This window comes from Aeromonas sp. JL9 (assembly GCF_024436075.1).
Classification (GTDB): Bacteria; Pseudomonadota; Gammaproteobacteria; order Enterobacterales; family Aeromonadaceae; genus Aeromonas; species Aeromonas veronii.
Genome location: NZ_JANFNV010000002.1, coordinates 151,776 through 166,843, shown reverse-complemented (window position 1 = coordinate 166,843; position 15,068 = coordinate 151,776). Strand labels below are relative to the sequence as shown.

Sequence of the window (15,068 nt, the reverse complement as noted above, 5' to 3'; positions counted from 1 at the left end):
ATGGAATAAAGAAGATATTTTTATTCTTTGTTGTTATCCAACACGCCCTTTAATCTGGCCAAAAATCAGACCATGGAAGACGCGTGTGATGCAATTGAAGGATTCCCCATTCAACCTCTCCCCCCTCTCTGACGAGCAACAACGTCAGCTGGGTCAGGTACTCTCGACCCTCAATACCCAGCAACTGGCCTGGGTGAGCGGATATCTCTACGGCCTCTCCCAGAGCGGTCACCAGAACGTTGCTGCCAGCGCCGCCGTGGCTGCGCCCAGCGGCAGCCTGACCATTCTCTACGGCTCCCAGACAGGCAACGCCAAAGGGGTCGCCACTGCCATCAAGGCGCAGGCAGAGGCCCGCGGCCTCCCCGTCACCCTAGCATCGATGGCCGACTACAAACCCAAGCAGCTCAAGAAAGAGAGCCACCTGCTGGTGGTAGTGAGCACTTACGGGGAGGGTGAACCGCCGGAGAGCGCCGTCGATCTGTTCGAGCAGCTTAAAAAAGGCAAGATTGGCAAGCTGGACGGGCTCAAGTTCGCGGTACTGGGGCTGGGTGACAGCTCCTACGAATTTTTCTGCCAGACCGGCAAAGATTTTGACGACTTCCTCGCCAAAGCTGGGGCCGAGCGCATTTATGAACTCGCCAGCCTCGATGTGGATTATCAGGATGCGGCCAAGAGTTGGGGCGAGCAGGCACTCAACGCCATCGCCGCCACCCTCTCTGCCAGCCCTGCTGGCAGCAGCGTAGCCAGCGCGGTACAGCAGGCGGTTGGCCACAGCCAGTACAGCAAGGAGAATCCCTTCCCTGCCCGCCTGTCGGTCAATCAGAAGATCACCGGCCGGGATTCCACCAAGGATATCCGCCATATCGAGATCAATCTGGCCGACTCCGGCATCACCTATCAGCCGGGGGATGCCCTCGGTGTCTGGTTCGACAACGATTCAGAACTGGTTAATGAAGTGCTGGCCCTGACCGGCCTCTCTGGCGATGAAGCCACGGCTCACGGCACCTTGCGCGCTGCCCTGACCGGTCACTTCGAACTGACCCGGCTGCACGGCGGCTTTATCACAGGGCTCGCTGATATATCGGACAACGCGGCGCTGAAAGATCTGGCTGGCGACAAGGCCCAGGTCAACGCGCTGGTGGCCTCTGCCCAGGTAGTGGATGTACTGAAACGCTTCCCGACCGCCCTCACAGCCGAACAGCTGCTTGACCTGCTGCGCCCGCTCACCCCGCGCCTCTACTCCATCGCCTCCGCCCAAAGCGAAGTGGAAGAGGAGGTACACCTGACCGTCGGCGTGGTGCGTTACCCGCAGGAAGATGGCACTGTGCGCTCTGGCGCCGCCTCCTCCTATCTGGCGGATCGGCTGATTGAGGATGGCGAGGTGCGGGCATTCGTGGAGCACAACGACAACTTCCGCCTGCCTGCCAACCCAGATACCCCCGTCATCATGGTGGGCCCGGGCACCGGCATCGCCCCGTTCCGCGCCTTTATGCAGGAACGGGAAGCGCAGGGGGCCGAGGGCAAGAACTGGCTCTTCTTCGGCAACCCCCACTTTACCCAGGATTTCCTCTATCAGGTGGAGTGGCAGCGTTATGTGAAATCTGGGCTGCTGTCGAAGATCTCGCTAGCCTTCAGCCGGGATCAGGCCAACAAGATCTATGTTCAGGACCGTCTGCGTGAAGCGGGCCAGGAGCTCTACCAGTGGCTGGAAGCAGGCGCTCACTTCTATGTGTGTGGCGACGCCAACAAGATGGCCAAGGATGTACAGGAGGCCCTGCTGGATGTAATTGCCAAACACGGTCACAAGAGCCGTGAGGAAGCAGAAGAGTATTTGAGCGAATTGCGTCGTGCCAAACGTTATCAAAGGGATGTCTATTGATGAGCAAACAACCTCTTTCTCACCCAAAAGCGGGACCGGTCGAAGGGCCGCTGGCCGACAACGAACGCCTCAAGCGCGAGAGCAACTTCCTGCGCGGCACCATTGAGCAAGATCTGCAGGATCCACTCACCGGCGGCTTCAACGGCGACAACTTCCAGCTGATCCGCTTTCACGGCATGTACCAGCAGGATGACCGCGACATCCGCCCGGAGCGCGCCGCCCAGAAGCTGGAGCCGCTGCACAACGTCATGCTGCGTGCCCGCCTACCGGGTGGGATCATCACCCCGGCCCAGTGGCAGATCATCGACAAGTTCGCCGAAGAGCACAGCCTCTACGGCAGCATCCGCCTGACCACCCGTCAGACCTTCCAGTTCCACGGGGTATTGAAGCGCGACATCAAGCTGATGCACCAGACCCTCAACAGCACCGGCATCGACTCCATCGCCACCGCCGGCGATGTGAACCGCAACGTGCTCTGCACCAGCAACCCGGTGGAGTCCGAGCTGCATCAGGAGGCCTACGAGTGGGCCAAGAAGATCTCCGAGCACCTGCTGCCCAAGACCCGCGCCTACGTGGAGATCTGGCTGGACGGTGAAAAACTGGGGCAGGACGAGGAGCCGATCCTGGGTTCCAACTATCTGCCGCGCAAATTCAAGACCACAGTGGTGATCCCACCCCACAACGACGTGGATATCCACGCCAACGATCTCAACTTCGTGGCGATTGCCGAGAACGGCAAGCTGGTGGGCTTCAACGTGCTGGTGGGCGGCGGGCTCGCCATGACCCACGGCGACACCAGCACCTATCCGCGCAAGGCGAGCGATTTTGGCTTTATTCCGCTCTCCCACGTGCTGGAGGTGGCAGCCGCCGTGGTCAGCACCCAGCGCGACTGGGGCAACCGGGTAAACCGCAAGAACGCCAAGACCAAGTACACCCTTGAACGGGTTGGCGTCGAAGCCTTCAAGGCCGAGGTGGAGAGCCGCGCCGGCATCCAGTTCGGGCCGGTTCGCCCCTATGAGTTCACCAGCCGTGGCGATCGCTTCGGTTGGGTCGAGGGGATCGACGGCAAGCACCACCTCACTCTGTTTATCGAGAATGGCCGCCTGCTGGACTTCCCTGGCAAGCCGCTCAAAACCGGCATGCTGGAGATCGCCAAGGTGCATCAGGGGGATTTTCGCCTGACCGCCAACCAGAACCTGATCATCGCCGGGGTACCTGCCAGCGAGAAAGCCCGCATCGAAGGGCTGGCGCGCCAATACGGCCTGCTGGATGACGGCGTGAGCGAGCAGCGCAAGCAGTCCATGGCCTGCGTGGCCCTGCCCACCTGCCCGCTGGCGATGGCCGAGGCCGAGCGCATGCTGCCGGCGTTTGTCACCGACATCGAGGGCTTGCTCACCAAACATGGGCTGGCGGATGACGCCATCATCTTCCGGGTCACCGGTTGCCCCAACGGCTGCGGCCGCGCCATGCTGGCGGAAGTGGGTCTGGTGGGCAAGGCGCCGGGGCGCTACAACCTCCATCTGGGGGGCAACCTGGAGGGCACCCGCATTCCGCGCCTGCACCTCGAGAACATCACCGAGCCGCAGATCCTGGCCGAACTGGACGCGCTGATCGGCCGCTGGGCCACCGAGCGCAATCAGGGTGAGTGCTTCGGCGACTTCGTGATCCGGGTTGGGGTAATTGCCCCCGTTATCGACTCTGCGAGGGACTTCTATGCCGCTTAATCTGCCGCTTAATGTCACTGAAGATGGCCGCCTTGACCTGCAGGCACTGCTGGCCCTCGGCCGTGAGGAGCAAGTCGAGGCACTCGCGCCCCTCAACCGGGAGCTGGATACCATGAGTGCCCCCGAGCGGGTGCGCTGGGCCCTGGCCAATCTGCCGGGGGAGCATGTGCTTTCCTCCAGTTTCGGTATTCAGGCGGCGCTGATGCTCCATCTGGTAAGTCGCGAACGGGCCGACGTGCCCGTGGTGCTTACCGATACCGGTTATCTGTTCCCGGAGACCTACCGTTTCATCGACGAGCTGACCGAGCGCCTCGCGCTCAACCTGAAGATCTATCGGGCCGAGCTCAGCCCTGCCTGGCAGGAGGCGCGCTTCGGTCTCCTGTGGGAGCAGGGGGTGGAGGGGATCACCCGCTACAACCAGCTCAACAAGGTAGAGCCGATGGACCGCGCCCTGCGTGAGCTGGGGGCCCAGACCTGGTTCTCCGGCCTGCGCCGGGAGCAGTCCGGCAGCCGTGGCAAGCTGCCGGTGCTGGGCATCCAGCGCGGCCGCTTCAAGTTCCTGCCGGTGATCGACTGGAGCAACAAGGACGTCTTCTACTACTTCAAGGAGTTCGACCTCCCCTACCATCCGCTGTGGGAGCAGGGCTACCTGTCGGTGGGCGATGTCCACACCACCGCCAAGTGGGAACCGGGTATGAGCGAGGAGCAGACCCGCTTCTTCGGCCTCAAGCGCGAGTGCGGTTTGCACGAGGAAAATGGCGAGAACGACGGCTCAGGCATCTAATCCCGCCTTGAAATCCAACAGAACAACAAGGGCATCCGAAGATGCCCTTGTTGTTATTTGCCCATTAGCATTCGCCCGTCAGCGGCGCAGCCAGGTCTCGAAGCTATAGGGGTGCGGGTTCTTCTCATCGGCAGGGTGGCTCTCGCAATCAACGCGTTGCCACTGACCATCGTCAAAAGCAGGGAAGCGGGTATCCCCCTCCACCACCAGATCGATGCGGGTCAGGTAGAGACAATCCGCGCTCGGCAACATCTCGGCATAGAGATGACCACCACCGATCACCATCAACTCCTCCACCGAGCTGCCTGCCAACAGCGCCAGCGCCGCCTCGACGGAGCCTACCACCTCAATGCCCTCGGCCTGATAGTCGGGATTGCGGCTGATCACCAGATTGCGCCGTCCGGGCAGCGGTCGACCGATGGATTCGAAGGTCTTGCGCCCCATCAATACCGGTTTACCGAGGGTGACACGCTTGAAGTGGGCCAAGTCAGCAGGCATATGCCAAGGCATCAGGTTATTCTTGCCGATCACCTGCTTTTTCGCGAGGGCAGCAATCATAGAAATCTTCACGGTATCAGTATCTCACTTCACCATTCATATAATGGGGCGGTTACGATACACGACCAGAGACGGAATAGCCAAACCGAAACTGAGGGCACCGACGATAAAGAGCGCCTTGAGGCCGTTCTCCACCGCACTCTGGATTAACTCCATGGTCACGCCATTGATGTTGAGCTCCACTACCGCAATCATAGTCTTGAACGCATAGCTGCCCGGGATCATCGGAATAATGGAGGCAACGCTGAACACCGGACGCGGCGCCAGCAGACGGCGCGACCAGTAGACGCAGACAAAGCCGACCGTGGTAGCCGCCGCCAGCGTCGCCCACTCGATGGGCATGCCGTAGTGGATCAGCAGGGTACGCAAGCTGTGGGCCAGCGCGCCGCCCATGGCGCAATACTTCAGCATCCGTGGCGGCACGTTGAACAGCATGGCAAACCCCACCGCCGGAATGGAGGACCAGAAGGCATCCTTGGCCAGTAGCCAGAGCAAATCCATCATACTTTCCACCCCCAGATACCGGTGACCGACATGGCCAAAATGATACCTATGGCGGCGCTGATGGTCAGCAGGGTCGCAGTCCCCCAGCGGGCCAGCCCCATGTTGAAGTAGCCCTTCACCATATCGGAGACCGCATTGATCAGCGGAAAGCCCGGCACCAGCAGCAGCACGCTGGCCGCCATGGCGAGATAGGGCTGGTCACCCCAGTTGAAGAAGGTGGCGCTGGAGGAGAGCAGGGTGGCAATAAAGCCGGTGGCGGCAAAATTGATGAGCGGGCTGTGGTGATGGCGAGCCATCAGCTGGCGCACCCGCATCGCCACGGCAGATGAGAAGCAGGTCACCAGGAAGATGGGCCAGTCACCGCCAAACAGCAGGCTAAAGGCACCACAGGAGAGCCCCACCATGGGGACCACCAGCCAAGGGTGATAGTGAAAGGGGACGATGGCTTCGAGCCGCTGGCGCACTTCACGGGCACCGATCAGCTCTTTCTCCGCCATGATGCAGATCCGCTGGATCTCGCACACCACCTGCATGTTGATGCCATGTTCGCGCACCCGCCGAGTAGTGGTAACACAGCCCCCCTGATAGAGGCTGGTGAGCACGATGGCACTGGAAGAGATGGCCATCTCGACACTCTCCAGCCCCAGCGCCATCCCCAACCGCACCGTGGTCTGCTCAATGATCCGGCTCTCCGCCCCGAACTGGGCCAACATCTGACCCACCTTGACGATAATGCGGGTGATCTCTGTCTGTTGCTCCCGCGACAACACCCGTCTTGGTGTGATACTTCTCATAATCCCTTCGAGTCGTAGCAATAAAAATTTCGGCCATATTAGCCTAACTTTTACTGTTATTCATCCACCCCTATCACAACCTGACTAATTAGTTATTACAAGAAGGATAAAAGAGGTTACATCACAAATACATTACGACTAACATTAAAAACCATAACAATCAGGTCGCCAGCAATTCCCTTTATTATGGCCTCACCGATTTGGCTGAAATATCAACCAAGGGGGTTATTTCAGATTATTTGCGACGTCGATAGTCCGCCAGACGGATTATTTTACCACTGCCATCGCTTTCAGGTGGAGGGTCCCCCTCTTCCCTGAACTGGCTCATTTCGCTGCGCATCAAATAAAAAGATTCCCGCATCATGTTGGTAATCCGGATACAGCTATCAAGATTGTTTTTCGCCAGACGGCGCTGACCATCAATCTTGAACTGCAACCCGCGCAGACGGCGCTGCTGATCGGGGCTCGCTCGGGCCATCAACTGGTCGATCTGCTGCTCCAGAATCGCATCCAGCCGAGAGGGCTCACTCGCAGCCAACTCCTTCAGGGTGTCAAAATCAGGCAACTCCATATGCCCTCCTTGGCGACTATTGCTGGCAACACACTGCGGTACCACACCATCACGTCCCAGCCATATAAATCTGTATATACGACGCGGCTAAAAAGGGTTCAATCCATCCACTGGCGACTAAACCGGACAATGGTCACTACGAGGATGTCTATCTATTTTAATTGTGTTTGGAAACAAGCGATTGTTTTTAATTCAGGCGAGATAAAACACTTATACATTTTAGGTTGTGATTTTCTGTTTTTTATTGCAAATAAAAATCCGGGTGGCCTTATTTTGCTTCATTCGACACTTTATTCTTCCCTCACCGACCCGCGTCATCTCCTGACGGTTTAACATATCTCACTGATTATGTTATTTTAATTGCCACTTTTATCGGACATTCAAGAGCAGACCATGAGCAAGGCAAAAATCGGTATCGTCACCGTCAGCGATCGCGCCAGCGCGGGCATCTATGAAGACCTCTCCGGCAAGGCCATCATCGACACCCTGAACGCCTATCTGACCTCGGAGTGGGAACCTGTCTATCAGGTGATCCCCGATGAGCAGGAGCTGATTGAAGCGACCCTGATCCGGCTGGCGGATGAGGAGCAGTGTTGTCTCATCGTCACCACAGGCGGCACCGGTCCGGCCAAGCGGGATGTCACGCCGGAAGCGACCGAGGCGGTATGTGATCGCATGATGCCGGGCTTTGGCGAGCTGATGCGGGCCGAATCCCTCAAATTTGTGCCAACCGCCATTCTGTCGCGCCAGACTGCCGGGCTGCGCGACGATACCCTGATCGTCAATCTGCCGGGCAAGCCCAAATCAATCCGCGAATGTCTGGATGCAGTCTTCCCCGCCATCCCCTACTGTATCGATTTGATGGAAGGGCCGTATCTCGAGTGCGATGAAATTGTCATCAAGCCGTTTCGGCCGAAAAAATAGCGAACCCGACCATAAAAAATAATGGCGAGCCACGGCTCGCCATTATTTTTAACTCATCTGTCTGCGCAGAAAAACCACATCAATTATTTGCGGCCGAATACTTTTACGCCCGCTTTGCTGCGCTCTGAATTACCGTACACTTCGATTTTTTTCACACAACGGCGCGAGCCCAGTGATTTCCACTCGGTCTCTTTATCACTGCTCATTTCCCGATCGAAACGAATGGTCTTGGTACGATCACCACCATAGGTCACCACCACCCGATCCAGGGTCAAATCACGCTCTGCCTTCACCTTGATATATTTGGTCTGACGGCAAACCACCAAAGGAATTGTCGCACCATGATCACCGGCTCCCAGCAAAATAGTCCGTCCCAGCGTGAACTGATCGTCACCGGCATGGCTGGCTGACGCCACCACCAGCAAGGCACCACCCAGCAAGCTGCGTGCAGAAAAACGGGAATTCCAGATAGACATCAAGGACATAACACCTCCAATAAAAAATGGAGTGTGATGATAAGGGTTAAACCATAACGGAAGCTGTATCAAAGCTGAATTTGCTGCGAATGTGCGGGGATCAACAGAGAAAACAGCGCGACTTTTCGGCAAAAAGAGAAGAGCCGCAGATAGCGGCCCTTGCGGCAAGAGAGCGCTTAGCGCTCCATGATTTGGGTCACGTCATCTTTCTTGATCATCACCTCACGCCCTTCATGATCGTAATAGCGATACATGCCGGTGCTCTCGTCCAGCTTGGGTTTGCTCTCTGTGGTGATCATCTTGCCATCCTTGGTGCTCATGATGTATTGGGAGCTGCATGCCACCAGCCCCAGGGCACACACTAGGATCATCATCAGTTTTTTCATTGCGGCCTCTTCTGCGATCATCCTCACCACGAGGATGTTTCTTGAAGCCTAGTTCAATCGCACGGCACGGGATGACGGGATGAGCAAAGCGGGATCGCCGTCAATAATCAGCGACTTAGCCTAGTTATCTGGCCGGGTGGCGAGCGCAATGAAAAAGGCCGGACATCTGTCCGGCCTCTTCTTTTCAGCGCAAGAGCGCAATCATGACTTGGCAGGCTGACGCTCACCGGTCACGGTCGGGTTCTTGGGATCGGAACTCCACTCGTACCAACCGCCGTCGTAGACGCTGATCTGTTTCCAGTCCATCAGCCACGCGTAGAAGAAGGCCTCGGAGGCGCGCCAGCCGGTACCGCAGTAGAACGCAGCCTGCTGAGTTGGCTCGATATTCCACTGCTCCCACATGGCGAGGATCTCGCGGGCCGGCTTCATGGTGCCGTCCGGGTTGTGGAAATCGCTCATGCTGTTGGCATCCACCCCGCCGTGACCCCACTTGGCCCCCGGAATATCGCCCTTCGGCTTGATGTAGCTGTAACCTGAGGTGTTGCCGACAAACTCGTCCCAGGTACGCACGCTGACCAGTGCGCTATCGGGCTTCTTGAGCAGCTCTTTTGCCTGACTTAACGTGGTGTAGTACTCGGGGTGAGCGGGAATGGCCACGCCAAACTCCTTCACCGGCTCATATTTGTTGGGCAGACCGGTTTCGGTGCGCAGGTGCTGGATAAACCAGGCATCCAGACCACCGTCCAGCAGGCGTACATCTTCCACCCCCGCATACATCATCAGGTGCGCGGCACGGGCGGCCGCCATGGTGTTGCGACCGTAAAGGATCACTGTGGTGTCGTGACGGATGCCGTTATCCAGCAGCAGCTTCTTGAGCGCTTCGTCAGAGACCTTGTTCCACAGCGGCTCCTCTTCGAGGCTGTTGGTATCGATATAACCGGCCCCCGGGATGTGGCTGATGAGGTAGGCCTTGGGTGAACCCCAATCCACTTCAAACAGCTTCCAGTCCCCCTTGGGCGCCGCGGCAACTGGCTTGCCCTCTTGCAGATCCGCCAACCAGCGCGGATAGACCAGCTGCTGCCAGCGTGCCAGCGACTCGCGCGGTGCGGCTTGCCACCCTTGCAGCTCGAACAGCTGCTTGATCCCCTGCTTGCGCAGCAGACGGGCCACCTCGGCCACTTCGCGGGACGCACCGTAGAGGGCAACCGGACGATCGGCCTTCAGCCCCTTGATCTCGAGCGCTTTTGGCCACTCTTCATCGCTGTATTTCCACTCGGCTGAGAGGTTCTCGGCACCCGCCACATGGCCGCCCTGCTTCTCCCCTTCCATCGGCCACCCCTGATAGAAGTAGCTGGCGCGGGTATCCAGGATGACAGCCTGTTTGGCCTTGGCATCGGCCAGCGAGAGCGGTGGCAACTCCCCTGCCACGGCGGGCAGGGCACACCAGAGCAGTAAGGTCGCCAGCGCGGCCTGCAGGAAGCGAAGATGTCGTTTCATGGTGATTTCTCGATTCATAGTGAACAAGGTTAAAAAATGGAGCGACCCAGCCGCTCGGCCAGCAGCTCCAGCGCCGCCGTGCCCGCCAGCGAGTTGCCGGCTTTGTTGAGCTCGGGCGACCAGACACAGACGCAGAGCTCACCCGGGATCAGGGCGATGATACCGCCGCCGACACCCGATTTGCCCGGCATGCCGACCCGATAGGCAAAATCGCCCGCCTCATCATAGAGACCGCAGGTGGCGAGCAGGGCGTTGACCTGTTTGGTGGTGCGGGCGGGCAGCAGCGGTACGCTCTCGCCCAGTGGCACACCACGGTTGGCCAGATAGATGAATGCCCGCGCCAGATCGACGCAGCTCATGCGGATGGCACAGGCATTGAAGTAGCTTTGCAGCACCTTGTCCACTTCGTTTTCGAAGTTGCCATAGGCCTTCATCAGATAGGCGATGGCGGCATTGCGGGCAGAGTGCTGATATTCGGAGCGGGCGACGACCTGATCCGCCATGATGGCCGGATTGCCGGAAAGGCGGCGCACCAGCTCGAGGGTACGCTGACGGGGCGCAGTGAGGCGGGTCTCCAGCAGATCGCTCACCACCAGCGCCCCGGCATTGATAAAGGGGTTGCGGGGGATCCCCTGCTCGAACTCGAGCTGCACCAGCGAGTTGAAGGGCTGGCCGGAGGGCTCCTTGCCAACCCTGGCCCAGATCTCCTCCTCCTGATAGAGGGTGAGCGCCAGGGTCAGGCTCAGGGCCTTGGAGATACTCTGGATGGAGAAGGGTTCAAAAGCGTCACCGGCGGTGAACAGCTCCCCCTCGACGGTACAGACTGCGATACCCAGCCGATCGGCCGGTACCTGAGCCAGTGCCGGAATGTAGTCGGCCACCTTGCCTTGTCCCAGCAACGGGCGCACCTCTTCAAGGATGCTGGCCAGTAATTCGGATGACAACACCATAAGCAATAAGCGATTCCATGACTAAAACAGCGGTGGAGATCCCATCCTCACTGACAAAAATCCCGCCAGCGGCGGGATTTTTCAGTTACCCACAACAAGGCGCCAGATGCGGCAGCCTTGTATCAGGCCGGTTCACCGTACCAGAGGTCGAACAGCTCGGTAACGACCACGGCTTCCATCCCCTTGCCTTCCAGCCAGGATTTGACGGCAGCGCGGTCTTCTTCGGTACACTTGCCCAGTTGCTGGGTGCAGATCATCCCTTCCCAGGCCAGGTGACCGGAGCCGGCAAAAGCCAGTTTACGGGGTTCAACAACCTCATCGATCATCGCATCGACTACCGCATCGATGGTCTCTTCGGCAGTGCCGACCGGGAAGTTGAAACTGATGTCGAAACCCATTTCCTGGAATTCATCGACGCGCAGTTTCTTGCGCAGGCGGCGGCTACGATTGGCCATGATAGCTCCTCAAGTTAGTTGATACGCTAGGTGTGTTGACGTGCCAGCTTAGCTGACACGCTTGAAAATCAGGTCCCAAACCCCGTGACCGAGACGGTGGCCACGTTGTTCAAATTTGGTCAGCGGACGCCAGTCCGGACGGGGCACCCAGTTGCCGGTGGCGGAGGTGTTCTCGTAACCCTCGGCGGCGCTCATCACTTCCAGCATGTGCTCGGCATAGTTTTCCCAGTCGGTCGCCATGTGGAACACGCCACCGATGGCCAGCTTCTGGCGAATATCCTGGGCAAACGCAGGCTGTACGATGCGGCGCTTGTGGTGACGGCTCTTGTGCCAGGGATCCGGGAAGAAGAGCTGCAGGCAGGAGAGTGAACCGTTCGGGATCATGTGCTCCAGCACTTCCACCGCATCGTGGCAGATCACTTTCAGATTGGTGACACCCGCTTCCTGAGCGGTACCCAGACAGGCACCCACGCCCGGGGAGTGCACTTCGATGCCGATGAAGTTCTTCTCAGGGGCATTTTTGGCCATCTCCACCAGAGAGGCACCCATGCCAAAACCGATCTCCAGCACCACAGGTGCCTCGCGGCCAAACAGTGCGACCAGATCGAGCTGCTTTGGCTCGAAATCGATGCCCATGACCGGCCAGAGCTCTTCCAGGGCCTTCTCCTGCCCTTTGGTCAGGCGGCCTTCGCGACGGACAAAGCTGCGGATCTTGCGCATGAACTTGCCGTCTTCGTTAAATACATCTTGGGTCACAGGCATAATGGTCTCGTTATTTCATCAATCCGGGTAATACATCTTGTGTCCGATCCCGAGCGGGACCGCTCGCGGTTCGTCATTTCATCGACCCGCGAAAACAGGGGAGCGAATTATCCCAAGATAGGCCCAAGGCGCAAGTGTTTCGCGCAACAAATCCCTCATCTCTCACCATTTCATTGACAACAGTTGACAAATGCCGACCCGTTCACAGAATTGGTCACGCGTCGAGTACATGCTGCCTGCGCAAATAAAACCATACACAACAAAGGATTGCAGTATGAAATACAGAGCATTGGCGTTTGCCATCACCACTTTGCTTGCGGGATGCGACACATCAACAAATGACTCACAAGCCCCTGCCGCCGCCGAGCAGGCCTATGAGTATCTGGTGCAGTTGAGCTCAACCGCAGAAGGGATTGGCGCACGCCCCACGGGGACAGAGGCAGAAACTCGTGCCGCGGCATGGATCCAGGACCATCTGACCGGTTGGGGCTACGATGTGCAACGCCAACCCTTCACCTACACCAAAAGCGGCGCCAGTAAAAACTCCCAAAACCTGATCGCTGAGCTCAAGGGCACAAGTGACAAGGTGATCCTGATCGGCGCCCACTACGACAGTACGGGCGACAAGAAAGGTTCTGAAGGAGCCACCGACAACGGCGCTGGCGTCGCAGCCCTGCTGGCAGTGGCTGAAGCGCTTAAAGGACAAACCTTGCCCTACACGGTTCGCTTTGCATTCTTCGGCGCGGAGGAGAACGGTCTCAACGGTTCCAAAGCCTATGCCGCCAGCCTCGACAGCGCCGCCGTCGCCAAGCTGCTGGCGATGGTGAACTACGACACCATCGCCGGGGGCGACATCGTCTACGTCCACTCAGCCCACTCGGACGTCGCCGAATACAACTGCACAGATCCGAGCCGCTACAGCTTCGATCCCAAGGTGCGGGATCGCCTGCTTGCCCTCTCCAAACAGACTGCAACCCCGTTTGCCATTCATCCCAGCTACAGCGGTTATCCGGAAGGAGAGACTGGCAGCTGGTCAGATCACGCACCCTTTGCCTGCCTGGGGGTGCCGATCGCCTACGTTGAAGCGACCAACTTCACCATCAACGGCGCTGATGGCTATGACGGCTACTCCCAAAGCACCAATCCAGCGCTGTGGGACTGCTATGACGCCACCACCAAGAGCGCCTGCGATCGTGACAGCGAAACCCAGTGGGGAAAAATTTGGCACACCCAGTACGACCGCCTCGACAAGATGGAGGAACTATTCCCTGGCAGAGTAGAAAGCCAACTTGGCGCCAACACCGACCTGATGATCCGCTTCCTCAAGGAACCGGGTTTGTAAAGTCAGTTGCTTGTCCACAAAACAAGATCGCCCTAACTCATTTCAATTCAATGCATGGGCGCCACACGGGCAGGTAAAATTCGGGCAGGTGCCAAACCTGCCCTTTTTTGGCGATTTTTGTGACAATCATTGCCTCATTTCTGAAATCTGATACAAACGGATAACCTGGCGGTCGAATGGAGCGACCGCCCACATGCCGAGAGAATTGTCTATGCAGCCGTTTTTTGCCCAGCGCTTCGAGAAGGTTGAACCTTCCTTTATCCGTGAAATCCTCAAAGTTGCCGCCAATCCGGAGATCATCTCCTTCGCCGGTGGCCTGCCCAATCCCCACCTGTTTCCGGTCAAGGCGATCGATCAGGCCTGTCAAGATGTACTTCGCGAACAGGGGGCTGCCGCCCTGCAATATGCGGCGACCGAGGGCTTCGCCCCGCTGCGCCAGTATATTGCTGACCGCTATCTGACCCGCCACGGCATGCAGGTCAATCCGGACAACATCCTGATCACCAGCGGCTCCCAGCAGGCGCTGGATCTGCTGGGCAAGGTGCTGATCGACGAGGGTCAGGATCTCATCATCGAAGAGCCGGGTTACCTTGGCGCCATTCAGGCCTTTTCTGTCTACCAGCCCACCTTCAAGCCGATCACCCTTGAAGAAGAGGGACTGGATCTGGCGGCGCTGGATGCGCTGCTGGCAAGCGGATCCAATGCCAAGCTGCTCTACGGCGTGCCCAACTTCCAGAACCCGAGCGGTGTCTCCTACAGCCGTGCCAACCGCGAGGCACTGGCCGAGCGACTGGTGCGCCACGAGCTGTTGATGGTGGAAGATGATCCCTACGGCGAGCTGCGCTTCGAGGGCGAGCATCTGCCCCCCATTGCCAAGCTGGCGCCAAACAATACCGTGCTGCTCGGCTCATTCTCCAAGACCGTGGTGCCCGCCTTCCGGCTGGGCTGGATGGTAATGCCGGACTGGCTGCGCAAGAAGGTGACCATCGCCAAGCAGGCGACCGATCTGCACAGCAACGCCTTCAGCCAGCAGGTACTGCACCGCTTCCTGACAGACAATTCACTGGATGCCCATCTGGAGAAGATCAAGGAGGTCTATGGCCGCCAGCGTGCCGCCATGGAGGCTGCACTGGCCCGTCACTGCCCGCCCGGCGTCAGCTACACCAGACCGGAAGGGGGCATGTTCCTCTGGCTGACTCTGCCAGCCCACATCAGCGCCATGGCGCTGTTTGATGAGGCGATCAAGGAGAAGGTAGCCTTCGTGCCCGGTGCCCCCTTCTACGTGCGCCCCGAGATCAAGAATACCCTGCGCCTGAGCTTCTCCTGCGTCGATGAAGCGACCATTGAAGAGGGGGTCAAACGCTTGGCCCGCGCCCTCCAGCGCATGCTCTGATCGTCAGACAAACGGTACCAACAAAAAAACCAGCGGCTATCGCTGGTTTTTTATGCTCCCTATTCAACC

The 15,068-nt window shown here is 58.5% G+C and carries 16 protein-coding genes; 6 read left to right on the top strand and 10 right to left on the bottom strand.

The annotated features are described in order from the left end of the window. Positions 1–88 precede the first annotated feature (88 nt). Genes NOM06_RS02765 through NOM06_RS02755 form a run of 3 tightly spaced genes read left to right on the top strand, consistent with a single transcriptional unit; the run spans position 89 to position 4,387 of the window. Positions 89–1,879, top strand: coding sequence for an assimilatory sulfite reductase (NADPH) flavoprotein subunit (locus tag NOM06_RS02765; protein WP_255909816.1), 1,791 nt, complete (start codon positions 89–91; stop codon positions 1,877–1,879). Then, positions 1,879–3,603: an assimilatory sulfite reductase (NADPH) hemoprotein subunit gene (cysI, locus tag NOM06_RS02760; RefSeq protein ID WP_255909814.1), complete on the top strand. Its 1,725-nt coding sequence runs from the start codon at positions 1,879–1,881 to the stop codon at positions 3,601–3,603. The genes NOM06_RS02765 and cysI overlap by 1 nt, the downstream gene beginning before the upstream one ends. Then, positions 3,593–4,387, top strand: coding sequence for a phosphoadenylyl-sulfate reductase (locus NOM06_RS02755; RefSeq protein WP_005335204.1), 795 nt, complete (start codon positions 3,593–3,595; stop codon positions 4,385–4,387). The genes cysI and NOM06_RS02755 overlap by 11 nt, the downstream gene beginning before the upstream one ends. Positions 4,388–4,465: 78 nt before the next feature. Here the strand turns inward: NOM06_RS02755 and folA are convergent, their stop codons facing one another. The 4 genes from folA to NOM06_RS02735 form a co-directional block, all read right to left on the bottom strand. Continuing rightward, positions 4,466–4,957 (bottom strand): type 3 dihydrofolate reductase, encoded by a 492-nt coding sequence (gene folA, locus NOM06_RS02750; RefSeq protein ID WP_255909812.1) that lies wholly within the window; start codon positions 4,955–4,957, stop codon positions 4,466–4,468. 24 nt (positions 4,958–4,981) lie between these two features. After that, positions 4,982–5,449, bottom strand: coding sequence for a threonine/serine exporter family protein (locus NOM06_RS02745; RefSeq protein WP_026035076.1), 468 nt, complete (start codon positions 5,447–5,449; stop codon positions 4,982–4,984). After that, positions 5,446–6,243, bottom strand: a complete 798-nt coding sequence (locus NOM06_RS02740; protein ID WP_005348133.1) for a threonine/serine exporter family protein — start codon at positions 6,241–6,243, stop codon at positions 5,446–5,448. The genes NOM06_RS02745 and NOM06_RS02740 overlap by 4 nt, the downstream gene beginning before the upstream one ends. Before the next feature lie 235 nt (positions 6,244–6,478). Further along, the gene (locus NOM06_RS02735; protein ID WP_005348142.1) at positions 6,479–6,814 is read right to left on the bottom strand and encodes a DUF3135 domain-containing protein; all 336 of its coding nucleotides are present in this window, start codon (positions 6,812–6,814) and stop codon (positions 6,479–6,481) included. A gap of 393 nt (positions 6,815–7,207) precedes the next feature. Here NOM06_RS02735 and mog point away from each other — a divergent pair, with 393 nt between their 5' ends. Then, positions 7,208–7,738: a molybdopterin adenylyltransferase gene (mog, locus tag NOM06_RS02730; RefSeq protein ID WP_255909810.1), complete on the top strand. Its 531-nt coding sequence runs from the start codon at positions 7,208–7,210 to the stop codon at positions 7,736–7,738. Positions 7,739–7,821: 83 nt separating this feature from the next. On the opposite strand, the gene NOM06_RS02725 is transcribed toward mog, so the two are convergent. The 6 genes from NOM06_RS02725 to trmB form a co-directional block, all read right to left on the bottom strand. After that, positions 7,822–8,223, bottom strand: a complete 402-nt coding sequence (locus tag NOM06_RS02725) for a DUF2541 family protein (protein ID WP_005335217.1) — start codon at positions 8,221–8,223, stop codon at positions 7,822–7,824. A gap of 167 nt (positions 8,224–8,390) precedes the next feature. Next, positions 8,391–8,600: a YgdI/YgdR family lipoprotein gene (locus NOM06_RS02720; RefSeq protein ID WP_005335219.1), complete on the bottom strand. Its 210-nt coding sequence runs from the start codon at positions 8,598–8,600 to the stop codon at positions 8,391–8,393. 201 nt (positions 8,601–8,801) lie between these two features. Continuing rightward, positions 8,802–10,097 carry a sulfurtransferase gene (locus NOM06_RS02715; protein WP_058057126.1) on the bottom strand — a complete coding sequence of 432 codons (1,296 nt, stop codon included), beginning with the start codon at positions 10,095–10,097 and terminating at the stop codon, positions 8,802–8,804. A gap of 29 nt (positions 10,098–10,126) precedes the next feature. Further along, entirely contained in the window at positions 10,127–11,047 is a 921-nt protein-coding gene (gene glsB, locus NOM06_RS02710) for a glutaminase B (protein ID WP_005348151.1), read from the bottom strand. 122 nt (positions 11,048–11,169) lie between these two features. After that, positions 11,170–11,502 carry a YggL family protein gene (locus NOM06_RS02705; RefSeq protein ID WP_005348158.1) on the bottom strand — a complete coding sequence of 111 codons (333 nt, stop codon included), beginning with the start codon at positions 11,500–11,502 and terminating at the stop codon, positions 11,170–11,172. Between the two features lie 48 nt (positions 11,503–11,550). Then, the gene (trmB, locus tag NOM06_RS02700; protein ID WP_005335228.1) at positions 11,551–12,264 is read right to left on the bottom strand and encodes a tRNA (guanosine(46)-N7)-methyltransferase TrmB; all 714 of its coding nucleotides are present in this window, start codon (positions 12,262–12,264) and stop codon (positions 11,551–11,553) included. A gap of 274 nt (positions 12,265–12,538) precedes the next feature. Between trmB and NOM06_RS02695 the strand changes: the two genes are divergently transcribed. Together NOM06_RS02695 and NOM06_RS02690 are read left to right on the top strand one after the other, a co-directional pair. Beyond that, positions 12,539–13,606, top strand: a complete 1,068-nt coding sequence (locus NOM06_RS02695) for a M28 family metallopeptidase (RefSeq protein ID WP_255909808.1) — start codon at positions 12,539–12,541, stop codon at positions 13,604–13,606. Between the two features lie 211 nt (positions 13,607–13,817). Beyond that, positions 13,818–14,999: a PLP-dependent aminotransferase family protein gene (locus NOM06_RS02690; protein WP_101529569.1), complete on the top strand. Its 1,182-nt coding sequence runs from the start codon at positions 13,818–13,820 to the stop codon at positions 14,997–14,999. Positions 15,000–15,068 lie beyond the last annotated feature (69 nt).

What these genes read in the sequence shown, in the direction of transcription:
- NOM06_RS02765 (WP_255909816.1), top strand. Translation starts at nt 89, where the DNA reads ATGCAATTGAAGGATTCCCCATTCAACCTCTCCCCCCTCTCTGACGAG.
- cysI (WP_255909814.1), top strand. Translation starts at nt 1,879, where the DNA reads ATGAGCAAACAACCTCTTTCTCACCCAAAAGCGGGACCGGTCGAAGGG.
- NOM06_RS02755 (WP_005335204.1), top strand. Translation starts at nt 3,593, where the DNA reads ATGCCGCTTAATCTGCCGCTTAATGTCACTGAAGATGGCCGCCTTGAC.
- NOM06_RS02745 (WP_026035076.1), bottom strand. Translation starts at nt 5,449, where the DNA reads ATGATGGATTTGCTCTGGCTACTGGCCAAGGATGCCTTCTGGTCCTCC.
- NOM06_RS02740 (WP_005348133.1), bottom strand. Translation starts at nt 6,243, where the DNA reads ATGAGAAGTATCACACCAAGACGGGTGTTGTCGCGGGAGCAACAGACA.
- NOM06_RS02735 (WP_005348142.1), bottom strand. Translation starts at nt 6,814, where the DNA reads ATGGAGTTGCCTGATTTTGACACCCTGAAGGAGTTGGCTGCGAGTGAG.
- mog (WP_255909810.1), top strand. Translation starts at nt 7,208, where the DNA reads ATGAGCAAGGCAAAAATCGGTATCGTCACCGTCAGCGATCGCGCCAGC.
- NOM06_RS02725 (WP_005335217.1), bottom strand. Translation starts at nt 8,223, where the DNA reads ATGTCCTTGATGTCTATCTGGAATTCCCGTTTTTCTGCACGCAGCTTG.
- NOM06_RS02720 (WP_005335219.1), bottom strand. Translation starts at nt 8,600, where the DNA reads ATGAAAAAACTGATGATGATCCTAGTGTGTGCCCTGGGGCTGGTGGCA.
- NOM06_RS02715 (WP_058057126.1), bottom strand. Translation starts at nt 10,097, where the DNA reads ATGAAACGACATCTTCGCTTCCTGCAGGCCGCGCTGGCGACCTTACTG.
- glsB (WP_005348151.1), bottom strand. Translation starts at nt 11,047, where the DNA reads ATGGTGTTGTCATCCGAATTACTGGCCAGCATCCTTGAAGAGGTGCGC.
- NOM06_RS02705 (WP_005348158.1), bottom strand. Translation starts at nt 11,502, where the DNA reads ATGGCCAATCGTAGCCGCCGCCTGCGCAAGAAACTGCGCGTCGATGAA.
- trmB (WP_005335228.1), bottom strand. Translation starts at nt 12,264, where the DNA reads ATGCCTGTGACCCAAGATGTATTTAACGAAGACGGCAAGTTCATGCGC.
- NOM06_RS02695 (WP_255909808.1), top strand. Translation starts at nt 12,539, where the DNA reads ATGAAATACAGAGCATTGGCGTTTGCCATCACCACTTTGCTTGCGGGA.
- NOM06_RS02690 (WP_101529569.1), top strand. Translation starts at nt 13,818, where the DNA reads ATGCAGCCGTTTTTTGCCCAGCGCTTCGAGAAGGTTGAACCTTCCTTT.